The organism is Pseudonocardia broussonetiae (genome assembly GCF_013155125.1).
Lineage (GTDB): Bacteria > Actinomycetota > Actinomycetes > Mycobacteriales > Pseudonocardiaceae > Pseudonocardia > Pseudonocardia broussonetiae.
In genome coordinates, this window is the sequence record NZ_CP053564.1 from 5729686 (window position 1) to 5755121 (window position 25436).

The window sequence follows — 25436 nt, forward strand, 5'->3', positions numbered from 1 at the left end:
GATCTTGATAGGTGAGGACCCCCTGGGGTGGTGTGGAGCTGTCTGACGGCACCCACACCACGACCCCAGGAGGTCCTCACCGTGCACGCTAACGCTGCGCTGACCCCGACCGCACGACTACGCCTGGGGAAGCTGGTCGTCGAGCAGGACTGGCCCGTCGCCCGGGCCGCGGAACGGTTCCAGGTGTCCTGGCCGACGGCGAAACGCTGGGCCGACCGCTACGCCTGCGAGGGCGAGGCCGGGATGCAGGACCGGTCCTCCCGCCCGCACCACTCGCCGCTGGCGACCCCGGCCCCGGCGGTGCGCAAAATCGTGCACCTGCGCTGGAAGCAACGCCTGGGCCCGGTCGGGATCGCCGCGATCCTCGGGCTGTCGACCTCCACGGTGCACCGCATCCTGACCTCATGCCGGATCAACCGGCTCTCCCACCTGGATCGGGCCACCGGGGAACCGGTGCGCCGCTACGAACACCCCCCCACCCCGGCGACCTGGCCCACGTGGATGTGAAGAAGCTGGGCAACATCCCCGACGGCGGCGGATGGCGCTTCGTCGGACGAGCCCAAGGCAAGCGTCATCGAGCCGCGACCCCGGGCAAGCCGCGCAACCGCCACCACCAGCCCAAGATGGGCACCGGCTACCTGCACACCGTCCTCGACGACCACTCCCGCGTCGCCTACACCGAGATATGCGACGACGAAACCGCCACCACCGCGGTCGCGGTGCTACACCGGGCAGTGGCCTGGTTCGCCGCCCGCCACATCACCGTCCGAGCGGTCCTGACCGACAACGGAGCCTGCTACCGCTCACACCTGTGGCGCGAGGCCTGCGCCGAGCTCGAGATCCGCCACCGCCGCACCCGCCCCTACCGCCCGCAGACCAACGGCAAGGTCGAACGGTTTCACCGGACGCTGGTCGAGGGGTGGGCGTTCCGCCGGCTCTACGCCAGCGAAACCCACCGCCGCAAAGCCCTACCCGGCTGGATTCACGAGTACAACCATCACCGACCCCACACCGCCTGCGGCGGACACCCACCGATCACCAGGTTGACCAACCTGTCCGATCAGTACACCTAGGGCTCCCAGTCCGCCGGCACCGGAGCGGCGTCGCGCTTGACGACCAGGTGCCCGCCCAGCACCAGCGCGTGCATCTGCGTCCCGGTCAGCACGGCCAGCGAGTCGGCCGGGTGCTCGGTGAGGGGGTCGCCCTTGCCGTTGAGCGAGGTGTTGAGCAGCACCGGGCAGCCCGTGCGGGCGTCGAACGCGCGGAGCAGCGCGTGCAGGAACGGGGTGTGCTCGGGCTCGACGCTCTGGATCCGCGCGGTCCCGTCGACGTGGGTGATCGCGGGCAGGCCCGCCCGCTGCTCGGGGCGCACGTCGATCGCGAACTGCATGAACCGCACGGGCCGGTCGACGTCGAACACCTCCGCGGCGCGCTCGGCGAGCACGAGCGGGGCCAGCGGGCGGAACCACTCGCGCCCCTTGACCCGGAAGTTGATGAAGTCGCGCATCGCGGGGTGGCGGGCGTCGCCGAGGATGCTGCGGTGGCCCAGCGCGCGGGGCCCGGACTCGCTGCGCCCCTGGTGCACGGCGACGACGTGCCCGGCGGCGAGCAGGTCGGCCACCCGTCCCGCGAGCGCGGCGTCGTCGCCCGGGTGCTCGACCTGCAGGGCCGGGTCGGACTCCGCGGCGCGGACGGCCTCGTCGAGCTGCGCCTGCTCGGGATCGGGGCCCAGGAAGTCGTCGGACCACCGGAAGTCCGCGGTCTCCCCCAGGCACTCGATGAGCCCGTACAGGGCGCAGCCCGCCGCGGTGCCGCCGTCGTGGGCGCTGGGCGGGATGAACACGTCGCGGAAGCCGCTCTCGCGCAGGATCCGCCCGTTGGCCGAGCAGTTCAGCGCGGTGCCGCCGGCGAACACGAGGTCGGCCGTCCCGGTGCGGTCGCGCAGCCAGGCCGTGACCCGCAGCAGAGCGGTCTCGAAGGCGCGCTGCCCGGCGGCGGCGAGGTCGGCCGCGTCCTGGAAGGTGCCCGGGCCGTCAAGGAAGTGGGAGAAGCGCTCCTCCTGGCGGAACAGGTCGAGCCACTCGCGCGGGATCGACACCTCGTACCCGTCGACGGTGAGCTCGGGCAGGTCGAACGCGTCGGCGCGGCCGAACGGGGCCAGGCCCATGACCTTGCCCTCGCTGCCCTCTCCGGTGAACATCACGCGCGTGAGCAGGTAGTAGAAGCAGCCCAGGCCCGTCGGGTGGTCCCAGTCGCCGTCCCACAGCTGCTTGGCCAGGCACTCGGGCTGCCCGCCGCGCTCCCAGCGGTAGAACGACGACACCTCGAGCAGGTCCGGCGGCGTCTCCTCGCCGTAGCCGCAGGCCTCGGTGAAGTCGCGCACCGGGCTGCCCTGCCCGTCGATCACCATGGCCGCGGCGGCGTCGAACGGGGAGGGCGGGAACGCGCTGTAGAGGTGCGAGAGGTGGTGGGAGATCGTGACGATGCGCGGCTCGCCCCGGAACGCGAGGGTGTCACGGACCTCGTCGTGGTAGGCCTCGATGTGCTTGACCTCGTCGTCGGAGGAGAAGCACTCCACGACGAGGTCGACGGGCTCGCGCAGCGCCGGCATCGCCGGGCGGTACAGCGTCGGGAGGTCACCGAGGCGTCCCCAGTGGTGCTTGCGCCGGCTCAGGCGCTCCTTCTGCAGGGTGTAGAGCGTGGCCGCGCCGCGGGCCACGGCCACGGCGCCGTCCTGGGTGCGGTTGATCCCCACCACGGTGGGCTCGGGTCGCATCGGGCTGCCTCCTGGGTCCGCACGGCCGGGCCGCCGATCGGCCCACCGCCCGGCGGCTACCCGGCAGCAGCGCGGTCAACCCCGGCGGGTCCGCGCGGCCACGCTCGCGTACAGGCAGATCGCGGCCGCCGTGGCGAGGTTGAGGCTCTCGGCGCGGCCGTGGATCGGCACGCGGACGCGGTGGTCGGCCCTCGCGGCGAGCTCGGCGGGCACGCCGTGCGCCTCGCCCCCGAAGACCCAGGCCACCGGCCCGCCCAGCACGGCGTCGGCGGCGGGGTCGTGCAGGTCCAGCTCCCCGTGGCCGTCGGCGACGAGCAGCACGAGCCCGGCCGCCCGGCAGGCGTCCAGCACGGCGGCGGCGTCGCGGTCGCGGGCCAGCGGCAGGTGGAAGACGCTGCCGGTGGACGCGCGCACGGCCTTGCCGTTGTGCGGGTCGACGGTGTCGCCCGCGAGCAGCACGGCGTCGGCCCCGGCGGCGTCGGCGACGCGGATGACGGTGCCGGCGTTGCCCGGGTCGGCGATCCCGGCGCACACGGCGACGAGCCGCGGTGTGCCGCGCAGCGCCTCGGCGACGGGCACGTCGAGCAGGTCGCAGACGGCGACGAGCCCCTGCGGGGTGACGGTGTCGGAGAGCGAGTCGGCGGCGCGGTCGTCGACGACGGTGACGCGCGCGGCCCGCGCGGCCAGCTCGGGGTGGCGGGCGGCCGCGGCGTCGGTGACGAACAGCTCGTGCACTGCGCCCGCGTCGAGCGCCTCGCGGACGGCCTGCGCCCCCTCCACGAGGAACCGCCCGGCCCGATCGCGCCCCGCGCGCCGCAGCAGCTTGCGCGCTGCGACGACGCGGGGGGAGCGTTCGGTGCCGGGCGGTGCGCCCTGCGGCCTGGTCAGGCCGCCGGCTCCTTCTGCGAGGCCTGCGCCGGGACGTTGGCCCGGGCGACCTCGACCAGCGCGGCGAACGCGGCCGGGTCGCTGATCGCGATCTCGGAGAGGATCTTGCGGTCGACCTCGACACCCGCGACCGACAGGCCCTGGATGAAGCGGTTGTAGGTCATGCCGTTGGCGCGGGCCGCGGCGTTGATGCGGGTGATCCACAGCTTGCGGAACTCGCCCTTCTTCGCGCGACGGTCGCGGTAGGCGTAGTTCAGCGAGTGGAGCATCTGCTCCTTCGCCTTGCGGTACAGCCGCGAGCGCTGCCCGCGGTAGCCGCTCGCGAGCTCGAGGGTGGTGCGCCGCTTCTTCTGGGCGTTCACCGCGCGCTTCACGCGTGCCATGAGAGTTCCTAACGTGGGGGGTGGAAGGGGGAGGTCAGCGGCCGAGCATGGTGTTGACGCGCTTGGTGTCGGCCTTGGCGACCTCGACCGTGCCGGACAGGTCGCGCGTCTCCTTGCTCGACTTGACCTCGAGGCGGTGGCGCAGGCCGGCCTGCTGCCGCATGAGCTTGCCGCCGCCGGTCACCTTGACCCGCTTCGCGATGCCGCTGTGGCGCTTGTTCTTCGGGGTCTTGCTGTGGTTCCGGGCCTTCTTGGGCATGGCAGTTCCTACTCCAGTGCTGGGACGGGACAGGCCGTCAGGCCTGGTCCGTGTCGGCGGCGGGCGCCTGGTCGGCGGACACCTGCTGAGGTGCCTGCTCCTGCGCGACCGCCTGCTCGTGATCGGCTGCCTGCTCCTGCTCGGCGGACGCCGGGCGGGCGCGCGGGGCCGGCTTCTTGGTCGGACCGATCACCATCGTCATGTTGCGCCCGTCCTGCTTGGGCGACGCCTCGACCACACCCAGATCAGCCACGTCCTCCGCGAGGCGCTGCAGCAGCCGGAACCCGAGCTCGGGCCGGGACTGCTCGCGCCCACGGAACATGATCGTGACCTTGACCTTGTTGCCGCCTTCGAGGAAGCGCCGGACGTGGCCGCGCTTCGTCTCGTAGTCGTGCTTGTCGATCTTCGGTCGGAGCTTCTGCTCCTTGATCGTGGTGAGCTGCTGGTTGCGGCGGGACTCCCGGGCCTTCTGCGCGGACTCGTACTTGAACTTGCCATAGTCCATGAGCTTGCAGACGGGCGGGCGGGCCTGGGCGGCGACCTCGACGAGGTCGAGCTCGGCCTCCTGCGCCAGCCGCAGGGCGTCCTCGATACGCACGATGCCGACCTGTTCCCCGTTCGGCCCGACCAACCGGACCTCGGGAACGCGGATTCGGTCGTTGATGCGCGTCTCTGTGCTGATGGGGTCTCCTCGTATCGACGTCGTGGGAGCGACGGAGCGGAGACCCGACAGACGATCACCGGCAGACTGGTGCCGCCGTTGGGCGGCACGTCGGCCGGCGACCGGACCCGAACACCCTGGGGTGGGCGGGTGGGAGCGGGGCTCCACTTGATCGCCCTGACGCAGATGTGAACGCGCGACAGGGTGGTCGCATTCCGCAGGGTAGCAGCCCCCGCGCCGACCCCGTCAGATCAGCCCCTCCCGCACCGCGAACGCCGCGGCCGCCGCGCGCGAGGGCAGGTCCAGCTTGGCCCGGACGTTCGCCACGTGCCGGTGCACCGTGTGCGGGCTGAGCACGAGCAGGCGCGCGATCTCGCGGTCGGCCCGGCCCTGCGCGACCAGCCGCAGGACCTCCAGCTCCCGGCCGGAGAGACCGCCGACGGCCGCGAGGGCGGGCGGCGGGCCGTCCGGCGCGGTGGCGCCCACCCCGAGGAAGCCCAGGACCGCGCGGGCCACGGCGCCCGCGTCCCCCCGCCACGGGAAGTGCTCGGTGCCCTCGAGCGCGGTGAACACCGCGCCCGGCACGAGCGCGGCCACCTCGCGGCCCAGCGCCACCGGGATGGCCCGGTCGTCGGCGCGGTGCAGCACCAGGGTGGGCGCGGTGACGCGGGGCAGGGCGTCGCGCACGTCGAAGGCGTACACCGCGGCGAGCGAGCGCGCGGCGTCCGCGGGTGCGGCCGACGCGCGCTGGAAGCGGGCGAACGCCTCGCGCTCGGCCGGCGCGGCACCGGGCAGGAACAGGTCGGTCAGCGCGCGCGAGCCCAGGCCCCAGTGGTGGGCCACCAGCTCGACCAGGGCCGCCCGCGCCCGCGGCGGCGCGATCCGGGAGCCGTCGGCGTAGCTGCCGTAGAGCACGAGCGCCGCCACCCGCGCCGGGTGCCGGGCCGCGAGCGCCGCGGCTACCGGGGCGCCCGAGGAGGCGCCCCACAGCGCCACCGGGCCCGGGCCGAGCGCGGCCGCCACGGCGTCGAGGACCCCGTCGAGCACGGCGACCTCGGCGTCGAGCTCGGCGGGCGGGGGCGCGTCGCGGCCGGAGAGCCCCGTGCCGGGGCGGTCGTAGCGGACGACCGTGCGGTGCCGGGCCAGCAGCTCGACGAGCGCCCGGAACGCCGGGTCGCGCCAGTCCAGCTCGAGGTGGCTCGACCACCAGCCGCCGATCACCAGCGGCGGGCCCGTCCCCACCGCCGACCAGGCGACGGGGTGGCCGTCCACCCGCGTGAACCGCACCTGCTGGACGTTTCCGGCCATCGACGGCCCGCCCGTCGATGGCCCCTTCGTGGGACGCGGGGCGGCGGCGTCGGCGGCTGCACTGGGTGCTCCCGACCCACCCCTCAGGAGCCCGCCGTGCGCACCGCCCTCCTTCCCACCGACGTCCGGCTCCGCGACCTCCGCCGCGACGACGACGCCGTGCTCGACGCCCTGTTCGCCGGGCTCTCCGCGCGGAGCCGGTACCTGCGCTTCCACTCCCCCACCCCGCGGCTGACCGGGGTGGTGCGCCGCGGCCTGCTCGACGTGGACGGGCGCGACCGGATCGCGCTCGTCGCCCACACCGACGACGGGCCGGTCGGGATGACCCAGCTCGTCCGCGACGCGCGTGCCCGCGACGAGGCCGAGGTGGCCGTCGCCGTCGTCGACGCCTGGCAGGGCCGCGGGGTCGGGCGGCTGCTGGTCGAGGCGGCCGTCGCCAGGGCCCGCACCACCGGCCTCGACCGCCTGCACGCGCGCGTGCTCGCGGGCAACGCTCCCGCGCTCGGGCTGTTCCGCACCGTGCTGCCGCTCTGCCTCACCCGGTACGACGGCGACGTCCTCGAGCTCGTCGGGGTGCTCGGGGGCGGGTCCGGGATCACCCTGGACGACGTCCTCGCCGACCTGCTCCGCTGACGGGCCGGGCAGCGTCGACCGGCGGGCCAGCGCGACGGCGGCCGCGTCGCCCAGCGCCGCCCCCTCCGCCAGCCGGGCGTCGACGTCCGCCCCGAGCGCGGCCCGGGCGGCGTCCTCGACCTGCTGCTCGCGCGCCGCGTCGGCGCCGAACGCGGCCGTGGCGCGGGGGCTCGCCCGCAGCGCGCCGAGCAGCAGCACGGCCTCGTCGTGACGACCCAGCCGGGACAGCACCTCGATCAGCGCCCGGACGGCGATCCACAGGTGCGTCCATGCGCCGAACCCGTGCCAGTGGTCCAGGAGCGGCCGCAGCCCGGGCAGCAGGGCGGCCGGTTCGCCCTCCCGGGCCGCGGACGTCACCAGGGTGTGGCGCGCGATGCCGGCGACGAACCGCGAGTCCGCCTCCTCCGCCCAGCGGATCGCCTCCCGCAGGTACCGGGCCGCGTCCGGCGTGCCGCGCTCGGCCCGCCGCTCGCCCCGGGCGTAGGCGAGGAAGCCGCGGGCCGTCGGGGAGCCCAGCCGCGGCAGCAGCGCGACCATCGCGTCCTCGTGGCGGCCGGCCGCGTCGTCGTCGCCGGAGTACGTGGCGTCGAGCACGAGGTCGAGGTGGCAGACGAACGCGAGCTCGGTGTCCCCGGCCTGCTCGGCGAGCTCCAGGCCGTGCCGCGCCCACCGCGCCGCCCCCGGCAGGTCGCCGCGGAAGCTCGCCACGTTGGACAGCGCCTCGGCGGCCTCCCGGCCCGCTGTGGGCTCCCCCGCCGCCCCGGCCGTCGCGAGCGCGCGCCGGGCGCAGGCCTCGGCCGCCGTGAGGTTCCCGCGCTGCCAGTGCGAGGTCGCGAGCAGGCCGAGCAGCCGGGCGGCCAGCGGGTGCGCCGGCCCGCCGCCCGAGGCACCGCCGGGACCCGAGCCGTCCGCGGCGTCCAGCGCCTCCTCCACCAGCCGGACGAGGTCGATCCGGCCCCGCAGGTAGCCGAGCTCGCCGAACAGCACGCCGAGCCGGAGCAGGTCCTCCACCGGGCCGTTCTCGCACAGCCAGGCGTGCGCGCGCCGCAGGTCGGGCAGGTGGTCGTCGAACCGGCGCACCGCCGCGGCCTCGCCCGGTCCGCGGCGGGCGTCGGAGAGCTCCCCGGCCAGGCGCACCGCCCACGCCGCGTGCCGCGCGCGCAGGGCCGGGCCCGCGGCGTCGGCGGTGAGGCGGGCGCGGCCGAAGGCGCGCAGGGTCTCCAGCATGCCGAAGCGGTCGGGGTCACCCGGCGTGCGGACGACGAGCGACCGCTCGACGAGGTCGGGCAGCGCCGCCGCGTCGCCGCAGACGGCCGCGACCGCCGCCCGGTCCACCGGCCCGGCGAACACCGCCATGGTCTCGAACAGGGTGCGCTGCGCCGGGTCGAGCAGGCCGTGCGACCACGCCACCACGTCGCGCAGCGAGCGGTGCCGCGCCGCCGCCGTCCGGCGCCCGTCGCGCAGCTCCTCCAGCGGGCGTTCCACGGCCGCCAGCAGCCCGCGCAGGCCGAGCGGCAGCGCCCGCGCGGCCGCCAGCTCCAGGGCCAGCGGCAGCCGGTCGAGCCGTCGGCACAGCTCGGCGACCAGCTCGGCCTGGTCCGGGCCGGGCACGGCCGCGGGGTCGCCCGCGCGGATGCGGTCGACGAGCAGCCGCTGCGCCGCCCCGTCGTCCAGCGGGTCGACGGCCAGCACGTGCTCCCCGTCGACGCGCAGCGGCTCCCGGCTGGTCAGCAGCACGTCGATGCCGTCGGTCCCGGTCGCGACGGCCTCCACCAGCACGGCCACGTCGTCGGCGACGTGCTCGCAGTTGTCGAGCACCAGCAGCTGCCTGCGGACGGCGAGCACGTCGACGATCCGGTCGACGAGCGGCCCGGCACCCGCGCGGCCGTCGTCGGCGAGCCGCAGCGCCGCCGCCAGCACCGGGACGACGTCGCCGGGCCCGCCGTCCGCGAAGCCGACGACCAGCGCGCCGTCGTCGTAGCGGTCCTCGACCGCGGCGGCGACGTGCGTGGCCAGCCGGGTCTTGCCCACCCCGCCGGGCCCGCACAGCGTGACCACCCGGCACCGGCCGACCAGGTCCACCGCCCGCGCGAGGTCGGTCTCGCGGCCCACGAAGGAGCTGACCGGCACCCGCGCCGCCCGGCGCGGCGCCGTCGGCGGGCCCGGCGACGCCGGCAGCTCCTGGCGCAGCACCTGCTGCTCGAGCGCGCGCAGCTCCGGGGCCGGGTCGATCCCCAGCTCGTCGGCGAGGCGGGCGCGGAGCCGGGCGATCGCGGCGAGGGCGTCGCTCTGCCGGCCCGCCGCGGCGAGCGCCCGCACCAGCAGGGCGACCCCGGACTCGCGGAGCGGCTCGGCCGCCGCGAGCGCCTCGGCCGCCGCGACGGCCTCGCCGGTGCGCCCCGTCGCCAGCAGCGCCCCGCCGTGCTGCTCGGCGGCCGTGGCGCGCAGCTCGGTGAGCCGGGCGACCTCCGGGGCGAGCGACGGGTGGTCGAGCTCGGCGAACGGGCGGCCGCGCCACAGCCGCAGTGCCCTCGCCAGCCGCTCGCGGCGCACCTCCGGATCGGCGGCGGCGGTGCCGGCGGCGACGTGGTCGGCGAACGCGAGGACGTCCACCGCGGAGCGGTCGGTGTCGAGCCGGTAGCCCTCGGGCGTCGTGACGATCCGGACGCCGGGCGGCAGCAGGCGGCGCAGCCGGGCCACGTGGGTCTGCAGGGCGCCGGCCGGGTCGACGGGCGGGGCGTCGAACACCAGGTCGGCGAGGACGTCGGCACCGGCGGGCGACCCGAGGTGCGCGACGAGGGCGGCGAGCAGCCGGCGCTGGCGCGCGGACCCGAGGCGCACCTCGCCGTCGGCCCCGGCCAGCAGCACCGGGCCCAGGACGCCGACCGCTGTCACCGGGCCATCGTGGCACCGCCGCCCGGCACGGGGAACCGACAGCGGACCGACAGCGCTCCGGCAGCGGGGGTTCGTAGCGTCGCCGCCATGACCGCACCACTCACCCTGACCACCGGCTGGGAACCGGACCTCCCCGACGCCGACTCGCTGTGCCTGCGCTGGCTGCGGCACTGGAGCGACCAGGTCGCCGCCTTCGCCGACGCGGCCGGGGGCACCGTCGTCCGCGACGAGCGCATGGTCCTCGCCGACCACGGCCGCCCCGCCTCGTTCCTCGACTCCGTCGTGCTGCTCGCCCCGCCCCGCGGGCCCGGCGAGCTCGACGACCTCCTCGACGAGGTCGAGGCCCGCACCGCGGGCGGCACCGGCGACCTGTACCTGTGGAGCCTCTGGCCCACCCCCGACCTGCACGGCCGCGGCTGGGTGCTCGACGGGCACCCGCCGCTGATGGCGCGCCCGCCGGCGCCCGCGCCCGACCTGCACCCGTCCGAGGAGCCCGACCCGGTCACGACGCCCGCGGCGCTCGTCGAGTGGGAGCGCGTGGTCGTCGACGGCTACCCGGAACCGGCTCTGCAGCCGTTCCGGCCGGGAGCGCTGGCCGGGCCGGCGCTGCTCGACGACGAGCGGTTCCGGTTCTGGACGACCGCCGAGGACGGCCGCGCGTGCTCGGCGTCGGCCCGGTTCGTGGCGCACGGCCTCGCGAGCTTCGCCCTCGGGGTCACCCTGCCCGGCGCCCGGCGCCGCGGGCACTGGTGGCGCCCGGGTCCGGCTGCACGAGCGGCCCGACCTCTGGCACGTCGGCGTCTTCTCCGACGACAGCCGCCCCGGCGCCCAACGGCTCGGCTTCGTCCCCCTCCTGCGCCACGCACTGTGGCACCGGTCCCGCTGACAGAAGGAGCAACCCCATGACCACGACCGCAGACACCGCGGCCGACACCGCCGCCACGACCGCACTGGTCGAGCGCCTGTTCGGCGCCGTCCTCGCCGCGCTCGACGTCCAGTCGATCCACCTCGGCGACCGGCTCGGCTACTACCGGGCCCTGCGCGACGCCGGCCCGCTGACCTCCGCCGAGCTCGCGGCCCGGACCGCCACGGCCGAGCGGTACACCCGCGAGTGGCTCGAGCAGCAGGCCGTCACCGGCCTGCTGGTCGCGACCGACGCGGCCCACGACCCCGCCGACGCCGCGGCGCGGCGGTTCACCCTCCCCGCGGCGCACGCGGAGCCGCTGACCGACGTGCTCAGCCCCAACCACCTCGTGCCGCTGACGCGGTTCCTCGCCGGCGTCGGCAAGCAGATGGACGCGCTGGTCGAGGCGTACCGCACCGGCGGTGGCGTCTCGTGGGCCCAGCACGGCGCGGACGCGCGCGAGGCGCAGGCCGCGGCGAACCGCCCCCTGTTCCTGGGGCCGCTGGGCCGCGAGCACCTGCCGTCGATCCCGGACGTCGACGCGGCCCTGCGCGCCGGTGGCCGGGTCGCCGACGTCGGCTGCGGGCTGGGCTGGTCGGCGATCGGGATCGCCCTGGCCTACCCGGACGCCACCGTCGACGGCTACGACCTCGACGAGCCCTCGATCGAGGGCGCCCGGCGCAACGCGGCCGAGGCCGGGGTCGGCGACCGGGTGCGGTTCCACCTGGCGGACGCGGCGACCGTCGCCGGTTCCGGGGAGCACTTCGACCTCGTCGCGGCGTTCGAGTGCGTGCACGACCTGCCCGACCCGGTCGGCGTGCTGGCCGCGATGCGGGCCCCTCGCCGGTGACCACGGGACCGTGCTGGTCATGGACGAGCGGGTCGCCGAGGTCTTCACCGCGCCCGGCGACGACGTCGAGCGCCTGATGTACGGCTACAGCCTGATGTGCTGCCTGCCCGACGGCCTCGCGCACCGGCCCTCCGCCGGGACGGGCACCGTGATGCGCCCGGACACGCTGCGGCGCTACGCGTCGGCCGCCGGTTTCGCCGGTGTCGACGTGCTCGACATCGAGGACGACTTCTTCCGCTTCTACCGCCTGCTCACCCGATGACCGCCCAGGAGGTCCCCGCCGTGTCCGTCCCCGCACCCCCCACCCGCCCGGGCCTCGGCTCGCGCGTCGACGCCGCCCTGTACGGGCCGGTGCTGCTGCTCGGCGAGCTGCGCGGCATGCGCCGGCGCCGCGCGGCGCTCCTCGGCGAGGCCCGCGGCCGCGTGCTGGAGATCGGCGCGGGCACCGGCCTGAACCTGCGCCACTACCCCGACGACCTCGACGACCTCGTGCTCACCGAGCCCGACCCGGGGATGGCCGCACGGCTGCGCCGCACGGTGGGCCGGTCCGGGCGGCGCGCCGCGGTGGTCGAGGCGGGGGCGGAGGCGCTCCCCGCCGCCGACGGGTCGGTCGACACCGTCGTGTCCACGATGGTGCTGTGCACGGTGCCCGACCCGCTCGCCGCGCTGCGCGAGATCGCCCGGGTGCTGGCTCCGGGCGGGCGGCTGCTGTTCTGCGAGCACGTCCTGGCCGCCGACGAGCGCACGGTGCGGCGCCAGCACCGGTTCGCCGACGCCTGGGCCGGCTTCGCGTCCGGCTGCCGCTGCGACCGGGACCTGCTCACCGCGATCCGCGGCGCGCTCGACGTCGACCGGGTCGACGTGGAGACCTGGCGCGGCATGCCGGTGCTCGTGCACCCGCTGGTGGTGGGCTCGGCCAGGCCCCGCACATAGGTCGGGCACGGTAGGCCGGGCCCGTGGGCCGAGCCGGTGGGGCCGGGGGTCAGGCCGCCTGCCCGAGCCAGCGGTGCAGCTCCCCGGTCTCGACGGACACGAAGCCGGTGGCCGGGGAGCCGTAGTAGTCGTGCAGGCCGGTGTGCAGCGTGTAGCGCAGGCGGCGCCGGCGCAGGTAGACCAGCACGCGCCGGTCGGCCATCGCGACGAGGTGGGTGCAGCCGTGCTCCGCCGCCACCCGGGCGGCGGCGTCGAGCATGCGCTCGAAGATGCGGCGGTTGCGGAAGCGCGAGCGGACGGCGGCGGTGAGCACGTCGAGCAGCACCACCGGCTCCCCGCCCGCGAGGTCGGCCTCGACGTCGGCCTCGAACGGGGGCGCGACCGCGTCCTCCAGGCTCAGCGACGTGCGCGGCCCGGGCAGGCCGAGACGCATCATCCCGGCCCATCCCCCGTCGTGGACGAGCACGATCTGCGTCTGCGGGAGGTGCTCGGCGTAGTACGAGCCGAGGTCCTCGGCCGACTCGCCGTAGGTCGCCCGGAACACCCCCGCCTCGATCCGCTCGGCGACGGCGAGCGCGTCCGGGAACGGCGGCTCCGTCGCCGGGAACGCCACGCACGAGCTCGCTTCCACCGTCATCCCGACCCCTGCCGACCGTCCGGGCGACGGGCCGCTGCCCGCCGCCCTTCCAGTCGTAACAGCGTTTCGGATGGCGGTTCCACAGGCGGGCGCGACGTCAGACTTCTGCCGCACCCGTTGGTCCAACGGGCCGTGCCCAACGGAGGCAGTCGGCGGTACGGGTGACCGCCAGTAGGGGTACGACTACGAAGCGTCTCCCAGATCGCCCTCCACGGTGCCCTCGGGACGACTCTCGGAGTCGCCGCCGAAGCCGGGTGCCAGGTCGGCCGGGTCGGGGCTGTCCGGGTCGGCCGCGGCGCCGCCCTCGGGCGGATCGGGCTGCGGGATGCCCGCCGGGTTGGGCGCCACCTGCTCGGTGTTCGTGCCGGGCGGGACGGTGCCGCCGCCCGACTCCCGGCCGCCCGTGTCCTGGCTGCCTGCGTCCTGGGTCATCGTGGTCCTCCCCGGTCGGGCCGGGCGGCCGGGAACGGCCGCCGCGGCCGACCTCGTCGCGTCGGCTCGCCCGGCGGACGTCCCCGCCGGGGTGCCGGACGGCTACCCGCCGGGCCGGACCTCAACCGGCGCGCACCTCAACCCGGCGCGCACCTCAACCCGGCGCGGGCCTCAGCCCGACGCCCACCTCGACGCGGCGCGGGCCTCGACCCGGCGCGGACCTCAGCAGCGCCGGCCGGGCTCACCCTGCCGCGCGCACCGCCGTCGACCCGGCCTTGCGGCGCCGGGCCGGGGCCGGGCGCACCTCCTGCGGCGTGACGAGGCCCTGGAGGAACTGCCCGGTGTAGCTCGTGGGGTGCGCGGCGATCTGCTCCGGCGTGCCCTCCGCGACGACGGTGCCGCCGCCCGAGCCGCCCTCCGGGCCCATGTCGATGATCCAGTCGCTGGTCTTGATGACGTCGAGGTTGTGCTCGATGACCAGCACCGAGTTGCCCTTCTCGACCAGCCCGTTGATGACGAGCAGCAGCTTGCGGATGTCCTCGAAGTGCAGGCCGGTGGTGGGCTCGTCGAGGATGTAGACGGTGCGCCCGTTGGACCGCTTCTGCAGCTCCGACGCCAGCTTCACGCGCTGGGCCTCGCCGCCCGACAGCGTGGGCGCGGGCTGGCCGAGCCGGACGTAGCCCAGCCCGACGTCGACGAGCGTGCGCAGGTACCGGCTGATCGAGTTGATCGGCGCGAAGAACTCGGCGCCCTCCTCGATCGGCATGTCGAGCACGTCGGCGACGGTCTTGCCTTTGTAGTGCACCTCGAGCGTCTCGCGGTTGTAGCGCGCGCCCTTGCAGACCTCGCACGGCACGTAGACGTCGGGCAGGAAGTTCATCTCGATCTTGATCGTGCCGTCGCCGGAGCACGCCTCGCAGCGCCCGCCCTTGACGTTGAACGAGAACCGCCCGGGCTGGTAGCCGCGCACCTTGGCCTCGGTGGTGGAGGCGAAAAGCTTGCGCACCTGGTCCCACACGCCGGTGTAGGTGGCCGGGTTGGAGCGCGGGGTGCGGCCGATCGGGCTCTGGTCGACGCGCACCAGCTTGTCGAGCTCGTCGAGCCCGGTGATGCGGGTGTGCCGGCCCGGCACCTGGCGGGCGCCGTTGAGCTTGTTGGCCAGCACCGTGGCGAGGATGTCGTTGATCAGCGTCGACTTGCCCGAGCCGGACACCCCGGTGATCGAGACGAGGCAGCCGAGCGGGATGTCGACGTCGATGCCGCGCAGGTTGTGCTCACGCGCGCCGACGATCGTGAGCTTGCGCTCCGGGTCGGGCGTGCGCCGCTCCGCCGGCACCGGGATGGACCGCCGCCCGGACAGGTAGGCGCCGGTGAGCGAGGTGTCGTGGGACTCCAGCCCGTCGACGGGGCCGCTGTAGACGATGTGCCCGCCGTGCTCGCCCGCGCCCGGGCCGATGTCGACGGCCCAGTCGGACGCCCGGATGGTGTCCTCGTCGTGCTCGACGACGATCAGCGTGTTGCCCAGGTCGCGCAGCCGGACCAGCGTCTGGATGAGCCGGCGGTTGTCGCGCTGGTGCAGCCCGATCGACGGCTCGTCGAGGACGTAGAGCACGCCGACCAGGCCCGAGCCGATCTGCGTGGCCAGCCGGATGCGCTGCGCCTCGCCGCCGGACAGCGAGCCGGCCGCGCGCGAGAGCGAGAGGTAGTGCAGGCCGACGTCGAGCAGGAAGCCCAGGCGCGCCTGCACCTCCTTGAGGATGGAGCCTGCGATGACCGTCTGCCTGCGGTCGAGCACCATCCCGTCGAGGAACTCCGAGCACTCGGCCACCGACATCGCCGAGATCTCGGCGATCGACCGCTCGCCCTGGTCGCGGTGGGTGAGCGTGACGGCGAGGACCTCGGGTCGCAGCCGCGCGCCCTTGCAGACCGGGCACGGCACGTCGCGCATGTAGCCCTCGTAGCGCTCGCGCTGCGAGTCGGACTCCGTCTGGTCGAGCCGGCGCTCCAGGAACGGGATGACGCCCTCGTAGCTGGCGTAGTACGAGCGCTCGCGGCCGTAGCGGTTGCGGTAGCGGACGTGCACCTGGTCGTCGCTGCCGTGCAGCACGGCCTTCTGCTCGGCGGCCGACAGCTTGCGCCACGGCGTGTCCATCCGGAACCCGATCGCGCTCGCCAGCCCCTCCAGCAGCCGCCCGAAGTACTCGGCGGACTGCCCGGTGGACCACGGCGCGATCGCCCCGGCGGCCAGGGAGGCGTCCGGGTCGGGCACGACGAGCTCCGGGTCGACCTCCTTCTTGATGCCGATGCCGCTGCACTCCGGGCACGCGCCGTAGGGCGAGTTGAAGGAGAACGTGCGCGGCTCCAGCTCGTCGAGCGCGAGCGTGTGCCCGTTGGGGCAGGCCATGCGCTCGGAGAACCGGACCTCGCGGTGCAGGTCGTCCTCGGGGAGGTCGACGAACTCCAGCACGATCAGCCCGTCGGCCAGCCGCAGCGCCGTCTCCACCGAGTCGGTGAGCCGCTGCTTCGCCGACCCCTTGACCGAGAGCCGGTCGACCACGACGGAGATGTCGTGCTTCTCCTGCTTCTTCAGCTTCGGCGGGTTCGTGAGCTGGTGCACCGTGCCGTCGACCAGCACGCGCGAGTAGCCCTGCGTCTGCAGCTGGTCGAACAGGTCGACGAACTCGCCCTTGCGGGTGCGCACGACGGGCGCGAGCACCTGGAACCGCGCGCCCTCCTCCATCGCCAGCACCTGGTCGACGATCTGCTGCGGCGTCTGCTTCTCGATCACGTGCCCGCAGACCGGGCAGTGCGGGACGCCGGCGCGCGCGTAGAGCAGGCGCAGGTAGTCGTAGACCTCGGTGATCGTGCCGACGGTGGAGCGCGGGTTGCGGTTGGTGGACTTCTGGTCGATCGACACCGCGGGCGAGAGCCCCTCGATGAAGTCGACGTCCGGCTTGTCCATCTGCCCGAGGAACTGCCGCGCGTAGGCCGAGAGCGACTCGACGTACCGGCGCTGCCCCTCGGCGAAGATCGTGTCGAACGCGAGGCTCGACTTGCCCGAGCCGGACAGCCCGGTGAACACGACCATGCTGTCGCGCGGCAGGTCGAGGTCGACGCCGCGCAGGTTGTGCTCGCGGGCGCCGCGCACGATCAGACGATCCGCCACGGAATGGCCTCCTGTGTCCGGAAGGGGACGGGACGGCGGTGCTCGCGCCGGTTCCTCCATGCTAAGCAGGGGCACCGACAACCACGCGCCGGCCACGAGGATCGCACAGACGTTCGATCACGCTCGGCGCGCCCTCGTCCGCTCGGCGCCGTCCATCATCGCGGCAGCTCAGCCGGGGTGCGCGTCCCGTTCGCACGCCGAGGGCCCGGCCGTCCCGGCCCTGAGCACACGGCCGTCCGCGACGGCGACCGGTCCTCCCGCTGCGCCGGACGGCCCCGTCACCGCAGGCCGCGGGCGTCCCACCACACGACGCCCTCGTCGACCTCCTCGGTCTCCAGGTCGGCGGCCGCGAGCGCGCGCAGGTACGCCGCCACACCAGGGGCGAGGACGCGGCGCTCGTCCTCGTCGGGCCCGGCCACGACGACCTGCCCGACCGTCCCGCCGGGCGCCGGGTCGGTGTCGACGACCAGCACGTTCCCGCCGCCGTCCTCGGCCAGCGGCCACCACCCCGCGAGCCAGTAGGCGCGCCGGACCGGGTCGCCGGGGCGGACCGTCACGTACTCGGCGTGGGCGGCCGTCCCGGACGGGCCCTCGTGCCGCAGCAGGTCGTCCCACCCGCCCCACGCGGTGCGGGCCTGCGCGACGGGCAGGAAGCGGTGGTGCGGGAAGGCCTGCGGCGCCTCGGGCGACGGCCCCTGCCCGTCGGCGAGCGCGTAGAGCGCCACCAGCTCCGCGGGGAACCGGACGCCGGACGACTCCTGCGCGGCGGCCACCGCCCCGGCGTCGGCCGGTGCGTTCAGGTGCGGGCCGACGTCGAACCCGGCGGCGGCGAGCGCCATGGTCCAGGCGGTCCAGGCGGCGGTGAGGTCGTCCACTCACCCACCCTGGCGCACCCCGCCGGAAGCCCGCCCGGGAGGTCAGCGCACGTAGCCGGCCCGGGTGTCGTCGACGATCAGCGGCCGGTCCAGCGTGGACGGCTCCAGGTCCAGGGGCGGGCGGTCGCGCGGGAACACCGCGGCGGCGGCGAGCCCGGCCTCGTCGAGGAACCGCAGCTCCGGCGCCCGCGGGGACAGCACGAGCGGCGGCGCCGCGCCGGGCGCGGCGAGCGTGAAGCCCCAGTCGCCGAAGCTGGGCACGTGCACGTGGTACGGCGTGACGCCGAGCCCGGCCGCCGCGACGGTCGACACCGTGCGCCAGTAGGCCTGCGGCGTCGAGTAGGGGCTGCCCGACTGCACGACGAGCTGCCCGCCCGGGGTCAGCGCGCGGGCGACGAGGCCGTAGAACTCCGTGGAGTACAGCCGCCCGAGCACGGGGGTGTCGGGGTCGGGCAGGTCGACGACCACGGCGTCGAAGGTGCCGGGCGGCGCCTCGCGCAGCCAGCGGAACCCGTCGTCGACGACGAGGCGCACGCGCGGGTCGTCGAGGGAGTGGTCGTTGAGCTCGGCCAGGCGGGTGCGGCCCAGGTCGAGCACGGCGGGGTCCAGCTCGACCTGCACCACCTCGGTGACCGACGGGTGGCGCAGCAGCTCCCGGGCCGCGAGGCCGTCGCCGCCGCCGAGCACGAGCACCCGCGCCGGATCGCGCGCGAGCACGGGGTGCACGAGGGCCTCGGTGTAGCGGTGCTCGTCGACGCTGGAGAACTGCAGGTCGCCGTCGAGGTAGAGGCGCACGTCGTCGCCCCGCTCGGTGACCACGATCTGCTGGTAGGCCGACGTCTCGTCGACGACGACCGGGTCGGCGTAGAGCCGCTGGCGCGAGGTCTCGACGATGTCCTGGGCCTCGACCAGCAGCACGGCGAGCCCGGTGGCCGCCACGAGCAGCGCCGCCGTGGCGACGGCCCGCGCCCGCACGCCGAGCCGCCCGCGCAGGACGAACGCCGCGACGACCGCGGCGGCCACGAGGTTGACCATGCCCGTCACGGCCGAGCCGCGGATCTGCCCGACCAGCGGCAGCAGCACGAACGGCCAGGCCAGCCCGCCGACCAGCGCACCGGCGTAGTCGGCGGCGTTGAGGTCGGCGACGAGCCGTCCGGCGGAGCGCCCGTCGCCCGCGAGCAGCGTCATCAGCAGCGGCACCTCGGCGCCGACCAGCACCCCGATCACGGCCGTGGCCAGCACGAGCACGGCGCTGCTCGTGCCGTGGAAGGAGAAGGCGACGTAGAGCGCGGTGGCCGAGAGCCCGCCGACCACCCCGAGCACGATCTCGATCGCGACGAACGCCGGCGCCGCGTGCGGCAGCAGCGGCTTGGCTGCCAGCGCCCCGACACCCAGCGCGGCGACGAACCCGGCCACGATGAGCGAGGTGACGGCGATGCCGCCCCCGGCGAGCGTCACGGCCAGGGTGAGCAGCACCAGCTCGTAGACCAGCCCGCACGCCGCGCACACCGCGACCGCGGCGAGCAGGAGCGGGCGCGCCCGGCGCGTCCCGAGCGGCGGGGCGTCGGCGGGGACGTCGAGCACGGGCGGGGCGGTCACGGCCCCGATCCTCCCGTCACGAGAGGGCCGCCGCGTTCACCGCCCCGATCGCGAGCAGGCTCGACCCGACGGCCCAGGCGGCGCCGCTCATCCGGGTCTCGGTGACCAGCGCGCGCAGGTGCCCCGGCACGAAGGCGTCGAGCAGCCGCAGGGCCACGCCCTGCAGGACCACGCCGAGCAGGCCGTAGACCAGCGAGTCGACCAGGCCCTGGCCGAGCGCGTCGTCGCTGGTCAGGATCGCGGTGACCACGATCAGCGCCAGGGCCAGGTGGTTGGCGGCCAGCAGGATCGCGGCGTTGGGGTTGCGGTCGGTGTAGACCTGGTGCCGCAGGTTGCCTGGCGTCAGCACGTCGAGCGCGACGAAGCCCAGCGCCAGCACGGCGAACCCGACGACGAAGTACAGCAGGGTGGCGAGCACGCCCTGACCGAGCAGGGTGGCGTCCACGGATCCGAACTCCATGGCGAAGATCATCCTCACTTCACGTCGTCGTCGTCATCGTCGGTGGCGGCCGGGGAACCGGGGGTGAAGCCCTGGCCGAGGTAGGCGTAGGTGCCGTCGCGGTAGGGGCCGTCGAGGTCCTCGACCCGGACGGTGCTGCCGCCGCTCGCCGGGCTGACGACGACGATGTCGTCGTCGTAGCGCAGGTACTCGGTGCCCGCGTCGGTCGCCCGGGCCGCCGGCGGCACGGCCCCGGTGATCTGCGACGCCGCCGCCGCGACGGGCGCGGCGGCCAGGTAGGTGCTGGTGTCGCCGGACTCGCTCTGCTCGTCGAACGTGTCGTCGAGGAAGCTGCGGACGTCCGAGCCCGCGCCGCAGCCGGTCAGCAGGGCGAGCAGCAGCGCCCCGGCGGCCCACCGCCTCGCGCCCCGCCTCACGGCGTCCACCTGCTCCGCGTCGTCACGATCACGCCCTCCTCGGGTCCGGGGTAGAGGTGCCAGGTGCGCCAGGTCCAGCCGCCGGTGGGGACCGGTGAGCCGGTCAGCGCGGTGAGCGCGGCCCCGTCGCCGGGGAACGCGCCGCAGATCCACGACCCGTCGTCGGCCGCGCGGGCGCGCAGGTCGGCCGCGGTGGCGGCCAGGTCGGCCGCGGGGACGGTCGTGCTCTGCGAGGTCATGCGGTACGCCCCCGCCCGGGCGCTGCGCGGCAGCGGCCGCCCGCCCGCGGCCACGGCGTCGCAGGACACCTGCTCGGTGAGGCGGTCGGCGCCCGCGGTGGCCGTGACGGCGTGCGAGGCGCCGAGGACGCCCAGCACGAGCCGCTGCCCGCCGTGGTCCAGGGCCAGCTCGGCGAGGACCGGGGGCACGGGGCCGTCGAGCAGCAGGCCGAGCGCGTCGGCGGCGACGTCGCGCGGCAGCACCCGCAGCCGGTGCAGCGTCATCCTCGTTCTCCCCGTGATCTTGCGAACGCCGGGAACGTACCGGCTGGCGGGTTCCGGGACGCCGATCGTTGCGGCACCGTGACGGAGGCCCGACGACGGGGCGGTGGCCCGGGGGCGAGGGGCTAGGGTCGAGCGGTGGGAGAACCGAACGTGTGGTCCACCGCCCGCCTCGCCGACGGCACGGGCCGCGACGCCGACGTCGAGGTCAACGGGTACGTGCTGAGCTGCGCCGTCCCCCACGACGACGCCGAGCCGACCGGCGCCACCCCCTTCGGCCTGCTGGCCGCCTCGCTGTCCTCGTGCACGGTGATGTCGGTGCGGACGTTCCTGCACCGCTGGCGCGTGGAGCCGGGCGAGGTCACCGTGCGGGTGTCGGTCCTGCCCGGGCCCACGCCCATGCTCGAGCGCCGGGTGACCGTCGACGGGGCGGTGGAGGCGGACCTGCGCGAGCAGCTGGCCGTGGAGGTCGACAACACCCCGGTCACCCGTCTGCTGCGGGACGCCGTGCCGATCCGGACGGTGCTGGTGACGGGCTGAGGCTCGTCCCTCCCTCGATCGCCGCCCGCCGCACCTGACGGCTCCCGCGGCGACCGTGGTGTGCGGCCGGTGGCGATCACCCGCGCCCGCCGCCCGTGATCGGCGGGACCGCACCGTCAGCGCCCTCCGCGCGGCCGCCGCGTCACACTCCCGGCGATCACGGACCGCTCGTGACGGGCCGCACGTGACGGGTCGCGGCATTCGCGCGGCGTCGGCCGCTCCCGCGCGCCGAACCGGGTCCCGCGCGCCGAACCGGGACCCGCGCGCCGAACCGGGTCCCGCGCGCCGAACGAGCTCCCGCGCGCCGAGCCGGGCCCCGCGCGCCGAGCCGGGCCCCGCGCGCCGAACAGGGCCCCGCGCGCCGAACAGGGCCCCGCGCGCCGAACAGGGTCCCGCGCGCCGCCGGGGGCTCGCAGGAGCGGGGAACGCGCGCGGCAACCGGGAACGCGCGCGGGACCGACAGGTGCGCGCACCCGTCGCGCCACCATCTGCCCTTGATCGCCGCCCGTCGCACCACACGGCTCCCGCGACGACCCTGGCGTGCGGCCGGTGGCGATCACCACACCCGCCGCCCCACACCCTTTGCCCTTGATCGCCGGGACCGCACCGCAGGCGCCCTCCGCGCGACCACCGCGTCACACTCCCGGCGATCACCGCCCCGCTCACCGCGGACCCACCCGGCCGGCGCTTCCCGCGCGCCGAACAGGTTCCCGCGCGCCCCCGGGGCCGCGCGGGACCCCGAAACGCGCGCGGCAACCGGGAACGCGCGCGGGAGCGCCGGCCCCGGGCGGGGGCCGGGCGGACCCGGCGGGGGCGCGGCGGGGGCGCGGCCGGGCGGGGCGCGGCGGGGCGCGGCGGGGCGGGGCGGGGCGGGGCGGGGCGGGGCGGGGCAGGGGCGGGGCGGGGCGGGGGCGGGGCGGGGCGGGGCGGGGCGGGGCGGGGGCGGGGCGGGGCGGGGCGGGGCGGGGCGGGGCGGGGCGGGGCGGGGCGGGGCGGGGCGGGGCGGGGCGGGGGCGGGAGTCAGGCCACCCCGAGCAGCCGCTGGGCCGTGTCGGGGTCCCGCCGGAACTCCCCCGTCGGCACCCGGTGCACGATCTCCCCCCGCGCCATCACCGCCACCTCGTCCGCCACGCCGAAGGCCAGGTGCAGGTCCTGCTCCACCAGCAGGACCGCGACGCCCTCGGCCCGCATCGTCGTGATCACCCCGCCGATCTGCTCGACGATGGCGGGGGCGAGGCCGTCGGAGGGCTCGTCGAGCAGCACGAGCCGGGGGTTGGTGAGCAGGGCGCGCGCGACGGCGAGCATCTGCTGCTCCCCGCCGGAGAGCTGGCCGGCGAGCTGCTTGCGCCGTTCCCGCAGGCGGGGCAGCAGGTCGAGGATGCCGTCGACGGTCCAGGTCGCGCTGTGCCGGTGCCCGCGACGGGAGCGCGAGGCCAGCGACAGGTGCTCCGCCACCGTCAGCGTCGACCACACGCGGCGGCCCTGCGGCACCAGCGCCACCCCGGTCTTCGCGATGACGTCGGCGCGCCGCCCGGCGAGCTCGACGCCGTCGAGCACGACCGAGCCGGACGTCACCGGCACCAGGCCGGCGAGTGTCATCACCAGCGTCGACTTGCCCGCGCCGTTGCGCCCCAGCAGCGCGAGGGTCGAGCCGGCGGAGAGGTCGAGGTCGACCCCGCTCAGCACGGTGCTCCGGTCGTAGCCCGAGACGAGGTCGCGCACCACCAGGAGAGTCATCGGAGGAACAGCTCCTCGCGGCGCCCGGCGCCGAGGTAGGCCTCGCGGACGGCGTCGCTCGCCCGCACGTCGGCGGGCGTGCCGGAGAGCAGCACCCGCCCGAGGTGCAGCACGGTGACGGCGTCGGCCAGGGCGAACACCAGGTCCAGGTCGTGCTCGACGAACAGCACCGTGATCTCCGGCGGCAGCCCGGACAGCAGCTCGACCAGCCGCGAGCGCTCGGCGGGCGACATCCCGGCGGCGGGCTCGTCGAGCAGGAACAGGGACGGGCGGCAGGCCAGCGCCAGCGCCACCTCCAGCTGCTTGCGCTCGCCGTGCGACAGCGACGGGACGCCGGTGTCGCCGCGCCCGGCCAGGCCGACGTCGGCGAGCAGCTCCTCGGCGCGGTCGCGCAGTCCCGGCTCGCGGCGCGGCCAGGGCGGGATCGAGCCGCCCGGGGCGTGCCGCCGGATGGCCAGCGTCAGCGTCTCCACCGCCGTCATCGAGGAGAACAGGCTGGAGTGCTGCAGCGTCTGGCTCATCCCGAGCCGGCTGCGCCGGACCTCCGAGAGCCGGGTGACGTCGCGGCCGGCCAGCTCGATCCGCCCGGCGTCGGCCCGGATCGTCCCGGTGACCAGCTTGAAGAACGTCGACTTCCCGGCGCCGTTGGGGCCGATCAGGGCGTGCCGGGCGCCCGGCTCGACGACGAGGTCGACGTCGTCGACGGCCTTGAGCGCGCCGAACGCCCGGCCGACCCCGGTGCACGTCAGCGCGCTCATCCCGACCTCCTGCGCAGCAGCCCTGCCGCGCCCCGCGGCAGCAGGTAGACGACGGCGACGAACACGATCCCCAGCACGAGCGGGCCGTGGCCGTCGAACGTCGGGCCCAGCGCGTCGCGGACGATCACGACCAGCGCCGCCCCGAGCACCGCCCCCCACAGCGACCCCGCCCCGCCGATGACGACGGCGAGCAGCATCAGCGAGGAGATGAGGAACCCGGCGTCGGCGGTGGACACCAGCCGCTGCTGCGCGGCGAGCAGCGACCCCGCCATCCCCGCGACGCCGCCCGCCAGCACGAACACCGCGTACTTGTAGTACGAGGTCGAGTAGCCCAGCGCCCGCATCCGGGGCTCGTTGTCGCGGATGCCGCGCAGCGCGTCACCGAACGGCGAGCGCGCCACGACCCAGACCAGCGCGAACCCGATCGCGAACACCGCCAGCACGTACCAGTGGGCGTAGCCGGCGTTGGCCAGCGGCGTCCCGGCGATCCGCACCGCGGGCACGCCGGTGAGGCCGTTGGCCCCGCCCGTCACCGACTCCCAGGTGTTGGCGACCTGCCCGACGATCTCGCCGATCGCGAGCGTGAGCATCAGGAAGAACACCCCGGCCGACCGCGCGGTGATCCAGCCGGTGAGCGCGGCCGCGAGCGCGCCGACGCCGAGCCCGGCGAGCAGCGGCACCGGCGCCTCCGCCGTGACGTTGATCGACACCCAGCCCGCGGCGTACGCGCCCGAGCCGAAGTAGGCGGCGTGCCCCAGCGAGGGCAGCCCGGTGACGCCGACGAGCAGGTCGAGGCTCACGGCGAACAGCGCGAACACCAGCACGCGGCTCAGCGTCGTGGTGGCGAACGGGGCCAGGAACAGCGGCGCGGCGGCGAGCACGACGAGCACCGCGACCGAGATCCAGCGGCCGTACCCGCGCCGACGGACCGTCTCGACGGGCGCGACGGACGACTCGACGGCGGTCACCGCGCCACCGCCCGCGTCCCGAACAGGCCCTGCGGCCGTAGCACGAGCACCAGCGCCAGGGCCCCGAACAGCACGAACGACGCGAAGTCGGGCAGCAGCACCCGGCCGACGGTGTCGATCTGCCCGATCACCAGCGCCCCCACCAGCGCGCCGCGCACCGACCCCAGCCCCCCGATGACGACGACGACGAGCGCCAGGATCAGCACCGTCGCGTCGAGGCCGGGCCGGGCGCCGTAGATCGGGCCGCCGAGCACGCCCGCGACCGTGGCCAGCACGGAGCCGACCGCGAACACCGCCCCCTTGACGAGCCGGTTGTCGATCCCGAGCGTCGCCACCATCTCGCGGTCGGCGACCGTGGCGCGCACGAGCGCGCCCACCCGCGTCCGGTCGACGACGAGGTAGACGGCCAGCGCGAGCACCGCCCCGATGACGATGATCAGCAGCCGGTAGGTCGGGTAGACCGCGCCGAGCACCGACACCGAGCCGTCGAGCCCGGGCGGGGCCGCGGCCGACAGCGGGTCGTCACCGAACGCGATGATCAGCAGCTCGGCCGCGATCAGGGCGACGCCGAGCGTGAGCAGCGCCTGGTCGAGGTGGCTGCGCTTGCGCAGCGGCTCGGTCATCAGCGACAGCAGCACCCCGCCGACCAGCCCGCCGACCGCGGCGATCGCCAGCGCGCCGAGGAACCCGCCCCAGCTGCCCGCGAGCGTGGCCCCGACGTAGGCGCCGCCCAGGAACAGCGCGCCGTGGGCCAGGTTGAGGACGTCCATCATCCCGAAGACGAGCGAGAGCCCGACCGCGAGGATGAACAGCAGGAAGCCGATGGCGAACCCGTTGAGGATGCTGACGAGCACGCCG

The 25436-nt window shown here is 75.8% G+C and carries 24 protein-coding genes and 2 pseudogenes; 7 read left to right on the plus strand and 19 right to left on the minus strand.

The features are described from left to right. The first annotated feature begins 81 nt into the window (after nucleotides 1-81). Nucleotides 82-1073, plus strand: a pseudogene (locus tag HOP40_RS27750) (IS481 family transposase). On the opposite strand, the gene HOP40_RS27755 reads toward HOP40_RS27750, so the two are convergent. The 6 genes from HOP40_RS27755 to HOP40_RS36870 all read right to left on the minus strand — a co-directional run bounded on the left by HOP40_RS27755 (nucleotide 1070) and on the right by HOP40_RS36870 (nucleotide 6275). Beyond that, nucleotides 1070-2776 (minus strand): carbamoyltransferase family protein, encoded by a 1707-nt coding sequence (locus tag HOP40_RS27755; protein ID WP_172164085.1) that lies wholly within the window; start codon nucleotides 2774-2776, stop codon nucleotides 1070-1072. The pseudogene HOP40_RS27750 and the gene HOP40_RS27755 overlap by 4 nt on opposite strands. A 75-nt stretch (nucleotides 2777-2851) precedes the next feature. Further along, the gene (locus HOP40_RS27760) at nucleotides 2852-3664 is read right to left on the minus strand and encodes a TrmH family RNA methyltransferase (RefSeq protein WP_172169334.1); all 813 of its coding nucleotides are present in this window, start codon (nucleotides 3662-3664) and stop codon (nucleotides 2852-2854) included. Next, complete coding sequence (rplT, locus tag HOP40_RS27765; protein ID WP_172164087.1) at nucleotides 3661-4047, minus strand: 50S ribosomal protein L20; 387 nt, start codon at nucleotides 4045-4047, stop codon at nucleotides 3661-3663. The genes HOP40_RS27760 and rplT overlap by 4 nt, the downstream gene beginning before the upstream one ends. Nucleotides 4048-4081: 34 nt before the next feature. After that, on the minus strand, nucleotides 4082-4306 hold the full coding sequence (gene rpmI, locus HOP40_RS27770) for a 50S ribosomal protein L35 (RefSeq protein WP_172164090.1): 225 nt from the start codon (nucleotides 4304-4306) through the stop codon (nucleotides 4082-4084). Between the two features lie 37 nt (nucleotides 4307-4343). Beyond that, nucleotides 4344-5039 carry a translation initiation factor IF-3 gene (gene infC, locus HOP40_RS27775; protein WP_172169337.1) on the minus strand — a complete coding sequence of 232 codons (696 nt, stop codon included), beginning with the start codon at nucleotides 5037-5039 and terminating at the stop codon, nucleotides 4344-4346. Nucleotides 5040-5213: 174 nt separating this feature from the next. Further along, entirely contained in the window at nucleotides 5214-6275 is a 1062-nt protein-coding gene (locus tag HOP40_RS36870) for an alpha/beta fold hydrolase (protein WP_420821828.1), read from the minus strand. A 159-nt stretch (nucleotides 6276-6434) separates the two neighbouring features. On the opposite strand from HOP40_RS36870, the gene HOP40_RS36875 reads away from it, so the two are divergent. Beyond that, nucleotides 6435-6908, plus strand: a complete 474-nt coding sequence (locus HOP40_RS36875; RefSeq protein WP_420821829.1) for a GNAT family N-acetyltransferase — start codon at nucleotides 6435-6437, stop codon at nucleotides 6906-6908. Nucleotides 6909-8636: 1728 nt separating this feature from the next. Here the strand turns inward: HOP40_RS36875 and HOP40_RS36880 are convergent. Beyond that, nucleotides 8637-9974 (minus strand): annotated as a pseudogene (locus HOP40_RS36880) (AfsR/SARP family transcriptional regulator); the annotation flags it as partial. Between HOP40_RS36880 and HOP40_RS27785 the strand changes: the two are divergent. The 4 genes from HOP40_RS27785 to HOP40_RS27795 are packed head-to-tail and all read left to right on the plus strand — an operon-like array spanning nucleotide 9891 to nucleotide 12490. Next, nucleotides 9891-10709, plus strand: a complete 819-nt coding sequence (locus HOP40_RS27785; protein WP_172164096.1) for a hypothetical protein — start codon at nucleotides 9891-9893, stop codon at nucleotides 10707-10709. The pseudogene HOP40_RS36880 and the gene HOP40_RS27785 sit on opposite strands and share 84 nt — an antisense overlap. Then, nucleotides 10706-11557, plus strand: a complete 852-nt coding sequence (locus tag HOP40_RS27790) for a class I SAM-dependent methyltransferase (RefSeq protein WP_205346948.1) — start codon at nucleotides 10706-10708, stop codon at nucleotides 11555-11557. The genes HOP40_RS27785 and HOP40_RS27790 overlap by 4 nt, the downstream gene beginning before the upstream one ends. Before the next feature lie 19 nt (nucleotides 11558-11576). Further along, nucleotides 11577-11819: a hypothetical protein gene (locus tag HOP40_RS35625; protein ID WP_205346949.1), complete on the plus strand. Its 243-nt coding sequence runs from the start codon at nucleotides 11577-11579 to the stop codon at nucleotides 11817-11819. Then, nucleotides 11816-12490 (plus strand): class I SAM-dependent methyltransferase, encoded by a 675-nt coding sequence (locus HOP40_RS27795; RefSeq protein WP_172164099.1) that lies wholly within the window; start codon nucleotides 11816-11818, stop codon nucleotides 12488-12490. The genes HOP40_RS35625 and HOP40_RS27795 overlap by 4 nt, the downstream gene beginning before the upstream one ends. A 49-nt stretch (nucleotides 12491-12539) precedes the next feature. Here HOP40_RS27795 and HOP40_RS27800 read toward each other — a convergent pair whose 3' ends face one another. The 8 genes from HOP40_RS27800 to HOP40_RS27835 all read right to left on the minus strand — a co-directional run bounded on the left by HOP40_RS27800 (nucleotide 12540) and on the right by HOP40_RS27835 (nucleotide 20578). After that, a complete protein-coding gene (locus HOP40_RS27800; protein WP_172164102.1) occupies nucleotides 12540-13127 on the minus strand; it encodes a hypothetical protein in 588 nt (195 codons plus the stop codon). 183 nt (nucleotides 13128-13310) lie between these two features. Beyond that, complete coding sequence (locus tag HOP40_RS27805) at nucleotides 13311-13559, minus strand: hypothetical protein (protein ID WP_172153793.1); 249 nt, start codon at nucleotides 13557-13559, stop codon at nucleotides 13311-13313. Nucleotides 13560-13800: 241 nt separating this feature from the next. Beyond that, the gene (gene uvrA / locus HOP40_RS27810) at nucleotides 13801-16725 is read right to left on the minus strand and encodes an excinuclease ABC subunit UvrA (RefSeq protein ID WP_172164105.1); all 2925 of its coding nucleotides are present in this window, start codon (nucleotides 16723-16725) and stop codon (nucleotides 13801-13803) included. 278 nt (nucleotides 16726-17003) lie between these two features. Further along, entirely contained in the window at nucleotides 17004-17600 is a 597-nt protein-coding gene (locus HOP40_RS27815; protein WP_172164108.1) for an SMI1/KNR4 family protein, read from the minus strand. Between the two features lie 42 nt (nucleotides 17601-17642). Further along, nucleotides 17643-19199, minus strand: coding sequence for a polyamine aminopropyltransferase (locus HOP40_RS27820; protein WP_240157312.1), 1557 nt, complete (start codon nucleotides 19197-19199; stop codon nucleotides 17643-17645). Between the two features lie 16 nt (nucleotides 19200-19215). Continuing rightward, nucleotides 19216-19659, minus strand: coding sequence for a DUF350 domain-containing protein (locus HOP40_RS27825; protein ID WP_172164111.1), 444 nt, complete (start codon nucleotides 19657-19659; stop codon nucleotides 19216-19218). Nucleotides 19660-19673: 14 nt separating this feature from the next. Next, complete coding sequence (locus HOP40_RS27830) at nucleotides 19674-20075, minus strand: DUF4247 domain-containing protein (protein WP_172164114.1); 402 nt, start codon at nucleotides 20073-20075, stop codon at nucleotides 19674-19676. Further along, nucleotides 20072-20578, minus strand: coding sequence for a DUF2617 family protein (locus HOP40_RS27835; protein WP_172164117.1), 507 nt, complete (start codon nucleotides 20576-20578; stop codon nucleotides 20072-20074). The genes HOP40_RS27830 and HOP40_RS27835 overlap by 4 nt, the downstream gene beginning before the upstream one ends. 135 nt (nucleotides 20579-20713) lie before the next feature. On the opposite strand from HOP40_RS27835, the gene HOP40_RS27840 reads away from it, so the two are divergent. Continuing rightward, nucleotides 20714-21115, plus strand: coding sequence for an OsmC family protein (locus HOP40_RS27840; protein WP_172164120.1), 402 nt, complete (start codon nucleotides 20714-20716; stop codon nucleotides 21113-21115). Between the two features lie 1020 nt (nucleotides 21116-22135). On the opposite strand, the gene HOP40_RS27845 is transcribed toward HOP40_RS27840, so the two are convergent. The 4 genes from HOP40_RS27845 to HOP40_RS27860 are packed head-to-tail and all read right to left on the minus strand — an operon-like array spanning nucleotide 22136 to nucleotide 25432. Continuing rightward, nucleotides 22136-22852 (minus strand): ABC transporter ATP-binding protein, encoded by a 717-nt coding sequence (locus HOP40_RS27845; protein ID WP_172164123.1) that lies wholly within the window; start codon nucleotides 22850-22852, stop codon nucleotides 22136-22138. Next, nucleotides 22849-23610, minus strand: coding sequence for an ABC transporter ATP-binding protein (locus HOP40_RS27850; RefSeq protein WP_172164126.1), 762 nt, complete (start codon nucleotides 23608-23610; stop codon nucleotides 22849-22851). Before HOP40_RS27850 ends, HOP40_RS27845 begins: the two co-directional genes overlap by 4 nt. Continuing rightward, on the minus strand, nucleotides 23607-24578 hold the full coding sequence (locus HOP40_RS27855; RefSeq protein WP_172164129.1) for a branched-chain amino acid ABC transporter permease: 972 nt from the start codon (nucleotides 24576-24578) through the stop codon (nucleotides 23607-23609). The genes HOP40_RS27850 and HOP40_RS27855 overlap by 4 nt, the downstream gene beginning before the upstream one ends. After that, complete coding sequence (locus tag HOP40_RS27860; RefSeq protein ID WP_172164132.1) at nucleotides 24575-25432, minus strand: branched-chain amino acid ABC transporter permease; 858 nt, start codon at nucleotides 25430-25432, stop codon at nucleotides 24575-24577. The genes HOP40_RS27855 and HOP40_RS27860 overlap by 4 nt, the downstream gene beginning before the upstream one ends. Nucleotides 25433-25436 lie beyond the last annotated feature (4 nt).